8 protein-coding genes and 1 tRNA gene are annotated in these 9551 nt (G+C 66.3%); all 9 read left to right on the top strand.

From position 1 onward, the window contains the following. A partial coding sequence (locus VLF18_RS05645) for an NADH-quinone oxidoreductase subunit M (RefSeq protein ID WP_325278638.1) occupies positions 1–744 on the top strand: 744 nt, incomplete at its 5' end. Positions 745–754: 10 nt separating this feature from the next. Next, a complete protein-coding gene (gene nuoN, locus VLF18_RS05640) occupies positions 755–2197 on the top strand; it encodes an NADH-quinone oxidoreductase subunit NuoN (protein ID WP_325278637.1) in 1443 nt (480 codons plus the stop codon). Positions 2198–2259: 62 nt separating this feature from the next. Beyond that, positions 2260–2336 (top strand) — tRNA-Met (locus VLF18_RS05635). Positions 2337–2523: 187 nt separating this feature from the next. After that, on the top strand, positions 2524–3090 hold the full coding sequence (gene rimP / locus VLF18_RS05630; protein ID WP_325278636.1) for a ribosome maturation factor RimP: 567 nt from the start codon (positions 2524–2526) through the stop codon (positions 3088–3090). A gap of 43 nt (positions 3091–3133) precedes the next feature. Continuing rightward, positions 3134–4624: a transcription termination factor NusA gene (gene nusA, locus VLF18_RS05625; RefSeq protein ID WP_325278635.1), complete on the top strand. Its 1491-nt coding sequence runs from the start codon at positions 3134–3136 to the stop codon at positions 4622–4624. A 59-nt stretch (positions 4625–4683) separates the two neighbouring features. After that, positions 4684–7389 carry a translation initiation factor IF-2 gene (gene infB / locus VLF18_RS05620; RefSeq protein WP_325278634.1) on the top strand — a complete coding sequence of 902 codons (2706 nt, stop codon included), beginning with the start codon at positions 4684–4686 and terminating at the stop codon, positions 7387–7389. 104 nt (positions 7390–7493) lie between these two features. Next, a complete protein-coding gene (rbfA, locus tag VLF18_RS05615; RefSeq protein WP_325278633.1) occupies positions 7494–7856 on the top strand; it encodes a 30S ribosome-binding factor RbfA in 363 nt (120 codons plus the stop codon). Positions 7857–8252: 396 nt separating this feature from the next. Continuing rightward, on the top strand, positions 8253–9179 hold the full coding sequence (truB, locus tag VLF18_RS05610) for a tRNA pseudouridine(55) synthase TruB (protein WP_325278632.1): 927 nt from the start codon (positions 8253–8255) through the stop codon (positions 9177–9179). A 188-nt stretch (positions 9180–9367) separates the two neighbouring features. Continuing rightward, positions 9368–9551: 30S ribosomal protein S15 (gene rpsO, locus VLF18_RS05605; protein ID WP_325278631.1), on the top strand; the 184-nt coding region annotated here is incomplete at its 3' end.

Genomic DNA, 9551 nt, shown 5'->3' with positions numbered 1-9551 from the left:
GGCTTCATCCGCTTCTCGCTGCCGATCGTGCCCGACGCGAGCATGGAGTTCGCCTGGGTCGTGATCGCGATGTCGCTGATCGCCGTCGTCTACGTCGGCTACGTCGCGCTCGTGCAGGAAGACATGAAGAAGCTGATCGCGTATTCGTCGATCGCGCACATGGGCTTCGTGACGCTCGGCGTGTTCATCTCGCTGTCGCTGGCCCGCGGCGGCAACGCGAACGGCGCGGCCATCGCGATCCAGGGCGCGATGGTGCAGATGATCTCGCACGGTTTCATTTCGGGCGCGATGTTCGCGAGCGTCGGCGTGCTCTACGACCGCCTGCATACGCGCATGATCCGCGACTACGGCGGCGTCGTGAACACGATGCCGCGCTTCGCGACCTTGTTCGTCCTGTTCGCGATGGCCAACTGCGGCCTGCCGGGCACGAGCGGCTTCGTCGGCGAGTTCTGGGTGATCCTCGCCGCGTTCCAGCACAACCCGCTGGTCGGCGCGCTTGCCGCGTTCACGCTGATCATCGGCGCGGCCTACACGCTGTGGCTCGTCAAGCGCGTGATCTTCGGCGACGTCGCCAACGACAACGTCGCGCAACTGCAGGACATGAACGCGCGCGAGACCTTCGTGCTCGCGACGCTCGCGGTCGCCGTATTGCTGTTCGGCCTCTGGCCGCAGCCGCTCGGCAACCTCATGGATGCGCCGATTGCCGAGCTCGTGAAGCACATCGTCATCAGCAAGGGCGCGTGAAGGACCGACCATGATTAGCCTGAACGACATCCTGACCCTGCTGCCCGAATCGTTCCTGACGATCGCAATCTGCGCGCTGCTGCTGCTCGACCTGTTCCTCAAGCCCGCGCAGCGCAGCGTCACGCACTACCTGTCGATCGCCGCGCTGGCCGTGACCGGCTGGCTCGTGCTGCAGCACTACGGCGAGCCGACCGCGTTCGGCGGCATGTTCGTGCGCGACGGCATCGCGAGCGTGCTCAAGGTCTTCGTGCTGCTGACGTCGGCGCTCGTGTTCGTCTATGCGCGCCCCTATCTGCGCGACCGCGGCCTGTTCGTCGGCGAGTACTACGTGCTCTGCCTGTTCGCGGTGCTCGGCATGATGCTGCTGGTCTCGGCCGGCAGTCTCGTCATGGTCTATCTCGGCCTCGAACTGCTCGCGCTGTCCTCGTACGCGCTCGTCGCGCTGAATCGCGACTCACCGCTGTCCTCCGAAGCGGCGATGAAGTACTTCGTGCTCGGCGCGCTGGCCTCGGGCATGCTGCTCTACGGCATGTCGATGATCTACGGCGCGACCGGCTCGCTCGACCTCACGGCGATCCATGCGGCGACCGCGTCGGGCACGCAGCGCGGCATGCTGCTGTTCGGCGTCGTGTTCGTCGTCGTCGGCATCGCGTTCAAGTTCGGCGCGGCGCCGTTCCACATGTGGCTGCCCGACGTCTATCAGGGCGCACCGACCGCGGTCACCGTGTTCATCGGCTCGGCACCGAAACTCGCCGCGTTCGGCATGGCCTACCGGCTGCTCGAATCGGGACTCGACGGCGTCGGCGGTTACTGGCAGCTCATGCTCGCGCTGCTCGCGGTCGCCTCGCTGGCGATCGGCAACATCGCCGCGATCATGCAGAGCAATCTCAAACGCATGCTTGCGTACTCCACGATCTCGCACGTCGGCTTCCTGTTCCTCGGCCTGATCAACGGCCAGCCCGAGGGGTACGCCGCCGCCATGTTCTACGCGATCAGCTACGCGCTGACAGCGACCGTCGCCTTCGGCATCATCCTGCTGCTGTCGCGTGCAGGCTTCGAGGCCGAGGAAATCGCCGACTACAAGGGACTCGGCCAGCGCGCCCCGTGGTACGCGTTCCTGATGGCGCTGACGATGTTCTCGCTCGCCGGCGTGCCGCCGCTGTTCGGGTTCTACGGCAAGCTGCTCGTGCTGAAGGCCGTCGCCGTGCCGGGCACGCTGTGGCTCGCGATCTCCGGCGCCGTGTTCGCGATCGTCGGCATCTACTACTACCTGCGCGTCGTCAAGGTCATGTATTTCGACGATCCGGAAGAAGGCGCCGCGGCGATCGACAAGCCCGCCGACGCGCCGATGCGCGCGGTGATTTCGGTCAACGCCCTTGCATTGCTCGTGCTCGGCCTCCATTGGGGTCCGCTGTACGCGTGGTGCGCGACGGCTCTGGGCATCGCGAAGTAATCCTTTCGATTCAAAAGGGCTTGCGGAATCGTTCATCGATCCGTAAACTTCCGTTTCTCTGATGCGGGGTGGAGCAGTCTGGCAGCTCGTCGGGCTCATAACCCGAAGGTCGCAGGTTCAAATCCTGCCCCCGCTACCAGGATCGAAAGCGAAAGGCCACCTCGTGTGGCCTTTTTGCTAGAGCCGGGATGGCGATCGAACGAGCTGCGATCGCCGCATTCCGGTAAACAGCGCAGGATGCGCGCGTTGCCGATGTTGGGAAGCAAGACAACGGCGGACTATGGAATGGGCCTTAGTGCCCATTTTTTGTTTGTGCAGAATGCAGCGTGAAAGACGACGAACTCATCCAGTTGATCAAACCCGTAGTTGCCGACCTGGGCCTCGAATGCCTCGGCATCGAGTACGCGCCCAGCCGCGGCAATAGTCTGCTGCGCATCTATATCGACCATCTCGAACGACCCATCACCATCGACGACTGCGAAGCGGTGAGCCGCGAACTTTCGGCGCAGCTCGACGTGAACGATCCGATCAGCGGGCGCTATACGCTCGAAGTGTCGTCGCCGGGTCTCGACCGACCGCTGTTCACGCCGGCGCAGTTCGCGCGCTTCATCGGCGAGAAAGCCAAGATTTCCCTGAACCTGCCGGTCGAAGGCCGGCGCCGTCTGCAGGGCGAGATCCGCGGCGTCGACGGCGACCGCATCACGATCGAACAGGACGGCATCGAGATCGTCGTCGCGCACGACAACGTACAGAAAGCACGCATCGTTCCCGACTATGCCGCGCTCGGCCTGCTGCCCGAAAAGCCTTCGGGCAAAGCCGGGCCGCCGGCGAAGCCCGGTGCCGCCAAGCCCGGCGCCGCGAAACCCGGCGCGACGAAACGCAAGCCAAAATAATGATCAGTGCCGGGGTCGACGACGCCGGCTGGAGTGACGAGCGATGAGCAAAGAATTGTTGCTGGTAGTCGACGCGGTCGCCAACGAGAAGGGCGTCGACAAGGCGGTCATCTTCGACGCGATGGAGGCCGCGCTGGCCTCGGCGGCGAAGAAGCGCTACGTCGATCAGGACGTCGCGATCCGCGTGTCGATCAATCGCCACAACGGCGACTACGAGACCTTCCGGCGCTGGGAAGTCGTTCCCGACGACATCGTCATGGAATCGCCCGAGCGCATGATCCGCCTGATGGACGCCGAGGACGAGAAGCCCGGCAGCGGCATCGGCGATTTCGTCGAGGAACAGATCGAGAACCCGGAATTCGGCCGCATCGCGGCGCAGGCGGCCAAGCAGGTCATCGTGCAGCGCGTACGCGAAGCCGAGCGTGCCCAGGTGGTCGACGCGTTCCGCGACCGCATCGGCGAGCTCATCACGGGCGTGGTCAAGCGCGTCGAGCGCGGCGCGGTCTACCTCGACCTCGGCGGCAATGCCGAAGCCTACATCGCGCGCGACAAGACGATTCCGCGCGAAACCGTGCGCACCGGCGACCGCGTGCGCGGCTATCTCTACGACGTGCGCGCCGAAGCACGCGGTCCGCAGCTGTTCGTGTCGCGTACGGCGCCCGAATTCATGATGGAGCTGTTCAAGCTCGAAGTGCCGGAAGTCGGCCAGGGCCTCGTGCAGATCAAGGCCTGCGCGCGCGATCCGGGCGACCGCGCGAAGATCGCGGTGCTCGCGACCGACACGCGCACGGATCCGATCGGCGCCTGCATCGGCATGCGCGGTTCTCGCGTGCAGGCCGTGTCGAACGAGCTCAACGGCGAGCGCATCGACATCGTGCTCTGGAACGACAACCCGGCGCAGTTCGTCATCAATGCGATGGCGCCGGCCGAAGTGCAGTCGATCATCGTCGACGAAGACAAGCATTCGATGGACATCGCGGTTGCCGAGGACAAGCTGTCCCAGGCGATCGGCCGCGGCGGCCAGAACGTGCGCCTCGCGAGCAAGCTGTCGGGCTGGCAGCTCAATGTGATGACCGAAGCGCAGGTGCGCAACAAGAGCGAATCCGAGCAGGAATCCGCGCGTCAGCTGTTCATGACGCGGCTGGAAGTCGACGCGGAAATCGCGGCGATCCTCGTGCAGGAAGGCTTCTCGACGGTCGAGGAAATCGCCTACGTGCCGACTGGCGAGCTGCTCGCGGTCGAGGGCTTCGACGAGGACATCGTCGAGGAACTGCGCGCCCGCGCCCGCGACGCGCTGCTCACCGAAGCGCTCGCGGTGGAGGAAGACATCGACGAGCACAAGCCGGCTCCCGACCTCGTCGCCGTCGACGGCATGGACGAGGCACTGGCTTATACGCTCGCGCAGCACGGCGTCGTGACGCGCGAGAACCTGGCGGACCTGGCCACCGACGAACTCATGGAGTTCGGCATCGATGGCATGGACGAGGATCGTGCTGCGGCGTTGATCGTTGCTGCGCGTGCTGCCGATACGTAATACGCGCCGGGTGTTTCGGCAGCAGTAGCGGGCAGCAGCGGATCACGGAGTAATCGAATATGTCGGACGTCACCATCAAGCAATTGGCCCAGGTTCTGGGCACGCCGGTCGAGAAGCTGCTGTCGCAGCTCGCCGAGGCCGGCATGAAGTTCACGAACGCCGACCAGGTGATCAGCAGCACTGAAAAAGTGAAGCTGCTCGGATTCCTGCGCCGCACGCACGGCAAGACCGAGCCGGTCGGCGACGATTCGGCGCCGCGTCAGATCACGCTCAAGCGCAAGACGGTCAGCGAAATCACCGTGAACCAGGGCGCTGCGCGCGGCAAGACGGTCAACGTCGAAGTCCGCCAGAAGCGCACGTACGTCAAGCGCAGTTCGGTCGACGAGGAACAGAAGGTCGACAGCGAACGCGAAGAGGCGCTGCGCAAGCTCGGCGAGTCGACGCTCAAGCGCGAAGGCGAGGAGCTCGAGCGCGCCGCGCAGGAGAAGCGCCGCGCCGAGGAAGAGGCCAAGGCCACCGCAGCGGCCGCCGCTGCCGCCGCTGCAGCGGCTGCCGCCGAGGAAGCGCGCCGTCGCGAGGAAGCCGCCGCCGCCGTGCGCAAGGTCGAAGAACCCGCGCGCCCGCAGCCGGCACGCACCGAGGCGCCGGCTGCGCGTCCCGCCGCCAGCGCGCCGGCGTCGAACGCGCCGCCAGCGCGTCCGGCCGGCGACGCGCCGCGACCGCCGCCGCGCCGCGACGCGACGGCGCATCATGTGCCGCATCGCCCGCCGGCGCCGCCCAAGCGCGCCGGCGACGATCAGAACCGCAACAACAACCGCGTGCGCCACGGCTCGCACCGCATGACCGAAGGTCCGCCCGCGGACATCGGCCACCGGTTCGCCGGCGGCGAGCTGCATCTGACGGCCGAGGAACGCGCACGCCGTTCGAGCCGCAAGAAGCCGCGCGGCGGCAAGCCCGACATCAGCCGCATCACCGGACAGCATGGCTTCGCGAAGCCGACCGCGCCGGTCGTGCGTGAAATCGCGATCGGCGAAGCGATCATCGTCGCCGATCTCGCCGCAAAAATGGCAGTCAAGGGTTCCGACGTGGTCAAGGCGCTGTTCAAGATGGGCGTCATGGCGACGATCAACCAGACCGTCGATCACGACACCGCCGTGCTCGTCGTCGAGGAGCTCGGCCACAAGGCCGTGCGCCAGAGCGACGACGATGCCGAATCCGCGCTGATCGCGCATTCCGAAGCCGACCACGGCGACAAGGAAACGCGTCCGCCGGTCGTGACCATCATGGGTCACGTCGACCACGGCAAGACCTCGCTGCTCGACTACATCCGCCGCACCAAGGTCGCCGCGGGCGAAGCCGGCGGCATCACGCAGCACATCGGCGCATACCACGTGACGACCGACAAGGGCGTGATCACGTTCCTCGACACGCCGGGCCACGCCGCGTTCACCGCGATGCGCGCGCGCGGCGCGAAGCTGACCGACATCGTCGTGCTGGTCGTGGCCGCGGATGACGGCGTCATGCCGCAGACCGTCGAAGCGGTCAAGCATGCGCGCGCGGCCGGCGTGCCGATCATCGTCGCCGTCAACAAGATGGACAAGTCCGAAGCCAACCCGGACAACGTCAAGCAGGGCCTCGTGCAGCACGAAGTCGTGCCGGAAGAGTGGGGCGGCGACACGCAGTTCGTGCCGCTGTCGGCCAAGACCGGCATGGGCGTCGATGCGCTGCTCGACGCGATCCTCGTGCAGTCCGAAGTGCTCGAGCTGCAGGCCGTGCGCGACGGCCGCGCCTCGGGCGTGGTCATCGAGTCGAGCCTCGACAAGGGCCGCGGTCCGGTCGCGACGGTGCTCGTGCAGACCGGTACGCTCAAGCGCGGCGACTTCCTCGTCTGCGGCGTGGAATACGGCCGTGTGCGTGCGATGTTCAACGAGTCCGGCAAGCAGGTGAACGAAGCCGGCCCGTCGATTCCGGTGCAGGTGCTCGGCCTCTCGGGCGTGCCCGATGCCGGCGACGATTTCGTGTCGGTCGCCGACGAGCGTCTGGCCAAGGACGTCGCGCAGCAGCGCAACCAGAAGCGCCGCGAAACGCGCCTCGTGAAGCAGAGCACGAAGCTCGAAGACATCATGGCGACGATGACGCAGGGCGGCGATCAGCAGACGCTGAATCTCGTCGTCAAGGCCGATGTGCAGGGTTCCGCGGAAGCGCTGCGCGATTCGCTGACCAAGCTCACGAACGAACTCGTCAAGGTCAACGTCATCGTATCGGGTGTCGGCGGCATCACCGAATCGGACGCGACGCTCGCAGCCGCATCGAAGGCCACGATCATCGGTTTCAACGTCCGTGCCGACGCGTCGGCGCGCAAGGTCATCGAGACCAACGGCCTCGACCTGCGCTACTTCTCGATCATCTACGACGTCATCGATCAGGTGAAGCAGGTCGCGTCGGGTCTGCTCGGCATGGAAGTGCGCGAAGAGATCATCGGCGTGGCGCAGGTGCGCGAAGTGTTCCGCAGCTCGAAGTTCGGTGCGGTGGCCGGCTGCATGGTCATCGAGGGCTTCGTCAAGCGCAACAAGCCGATCCGCGTGCTGCGCGACAACACCGTGATCTTCCAGGGCGAACTCGAGTCGCTGCGCCGCTTCAAGGACATCGTCGACGAAGTCCGCAACGGCATGGAGTGCGGTATCGCCGTGAAGCAGTACAACGACGTGAAGCCCGGCGACCAGATCGAGTGCTTCGAGCGCATCGAAGTGCAACGTACGTTCTAAAAGCAGGAAACAGGGAGCGGGAGCGGGAAACGAGAGAAAGCGTGTCAGCACCTTCCACTCGTTTCTCTCACTCCTCTCCGCTCTTTTCTCGCCGGAGTATCGCCATGCCCAACACCTTCAACCGCTCCGACCGCATCTCTGCCGAGCTGCGCCGCCTCGTCGGCACCATGGTGCACGAGGTCGTGCGCGATCACGCGCTGCCGTCGGTCAGCGTGTCCGACGTCGAGGCCTCGCGCGAACTCGACACGGCGACGGTCTACGTGACCGCGCTGATGGCCGAGCAGGGACCGCCCGCGGTCAAGCTGCTCAACGAGATGGCCAAGGATTTCCGCCGCGAACTCTCGCGCATCATGAAGATCCGGCGCGTGCCGGAGCTGCGCTTCAAGTACGACGACTCGGTCGACAAGGGCGAGCGCATCGAGCAGCTGCTGCGCGCCGATCGCGAGCGTGGGCCGTCGCAGGACTGACCCTCGCGTCCGCGAAGCAAACCGCGGACGCTGCGATGAATCGTGCGCTCGCTTCCCGGTCCGGCACGAACGCAAAGCGGACGCCGCGATCGACGTGAAGCACATCGCAGGCGATCCGGACGCGCGACCACACGCGCAGCGTGGTCAGCGTATCCGCCGTAAGCCAGTCGCGCGCACCGGCCAGACTGCAGAGGCGGTAGCGTCGACCGCGCAGATAGGCCACCTGTCGGCAGTCGCGGCAACGCTCGATCATGTGCGGCAATGCACTTTCCGCGTACAGCCGTCGAGCCGGGGCGGTCATGCGTGGTGTCGTCTGCGCGCCGTCAGCGTCCTTGTGCTGTTACCCCGCGGCGCGGCGAGAATGCCAGAATCGCCGGTTCGCAACGAACTATCCGCATGAGCAAGAAGAAAGATCCCACTCCCTGGCGCGACGTCCACGGCATCGTGCTGCTCGACAAGCCGCGCGGACTCAGTTCCAACCAGGCGCTGCAGAAAGCGCGCCGGCTGTTCCTTGCCGCGAAGGGCGGCCACACCGGCAGCCTCGACCCGATGGCGACCGGCCTGCTGCCGCTGTGTTTCGGCGAAGCGACGAAGATCGCCGGCTATCTGCTCGGCGCGGCCAAGGCCTATACCGCGACGGTGCAGCTCGGCGCGACGACGACGACCGGCGACGCCGACGGCGACATCGTCGAGCGCCGCGCCGTGCCGGTACTCACGGCCGCCGAGATCGACGCGGCGCTGGCGCCGCTGCGCGGCCGCATCACCCAGGTGCCGCCGGTCTACAGCGCGCTGAAGCTCGCCGGCGTGCCGCTGTACAGGCGCGTGCGCGACGGCGAGGAGGTCAGCGCCGCGCCGCGCGAGGTCGATGTGCATCGCCTGACGCTGCTGCGCCACGACGGCGACACCCTCGAACTCGCGGTCGAATGCGGGTCCGGCACGTATGTGCGCAGCCTCGCACGCGATCTGGGCGAAGCGCTGGGCTGCGGCGCGCACCTGATCGGCCTGCGGCGGACCTGGGTCGATCCGTTCCGCGCGCCGCGAATGCACACGCTGGAAGAGCTCGAGCACCTGCTGATCACGCAGGGGCGCGAGGCCATCGACGCGCTGCTGCTCGATACGGACGCCGGCCTGTCGGCGCTGCCGGTGCTAGGGCTCGACGCGGAGCAGGCTCAGCGGCTGATCCAGGGCCAGCCGGTGCCCGGGCTCGGCGATGCGGTCGAGCTGTGCCGTGTGCACGATGCGGCTGGCCGGCTGCTCGCGCTCGGCGAGATCGACGCGGGCGGGGTACTTCGGGTGCGCCGCGGCCTGAACCTGCCGGCGTGAGCCCTCGTTTTCGCCGGCACGGCGCAAAATATCCGTCGCGCCGGATTCTTTCAGACTTGTTGCGCCGCGGCGTCTGGCGTTAAACTCCCGCGGCTCTCTTGACAATTCACCCCACGCGGGGCTTGTGCAGCGCCATCGATTGCGGTTGCGCTGCACAAGCCTCGTCTAGCTTCAAGGTCACGAAAAAAATGTTGAACGTCGAACAAACCCAGAAAATCCTTGCCGATTTCGGTCGCGTCCCGAACGACACCGGCTCGCCGGAAGTCCAGGTCGCCCTGCTGTCCGCCCGCATCGACAGCCTCAGCGAACACTTTGCCAAGCACGCCAAGGATCATCATTCCCGCCGCGGCCTGCTCAAGATGGTCAACCAGC

It is taken from the genome of Tahibacter sp., from assembly GCF_035481375.1.
Classification (GTDB): Bacteria; Pseudomonadota; Gammaproteobacteria; order Xanthomonadales; family Rhodanobacteraceae; genus Tahibacter.
Note: the sequence above shows the minus strand (reverse complement) of the source record. Positions and strands in the feature narration are given on the sequence as shown.

What these genes read in the sequence shown, in the direction of transcription:
- nusA (WP_325278635.1), top strand. Translation starts at nt 3,134, where the DNA reads ATGAGCAAAGAATTGTTGCTGGTAGTCGACGCGGTCGCCAACGAGAAG.
- infB (WP_325278634.1), top strand. Translation starts at nt 4,684, where the DNA reads ATGTCGGACGTCACCATCAAGCAATTGGCCCAGGTTCTGGGCACGCCG.
- truB (WP_325278632.1), top strand. Translation starts at nt 8,253, where the DNA reads ATGAGCAAGAAGAAAGATCCCACTCCCTGGCGCGACGTCCACGGCATC.
- nuoN (WP_325278637.1), top strand. Translation starts at nt 755, where the DNA reads ATGATTAGCCTGAACGACATCCTGACCCTGCTGCCCGAATCGTTCCTG.
- rbfA (WP_325278633.1), top strand. Translation starts at nt 7,494, where the DNA reads ATGCCCAACACCTTCAACCGCTCCGACCGCATCTCTGCCGAGCTGCGC.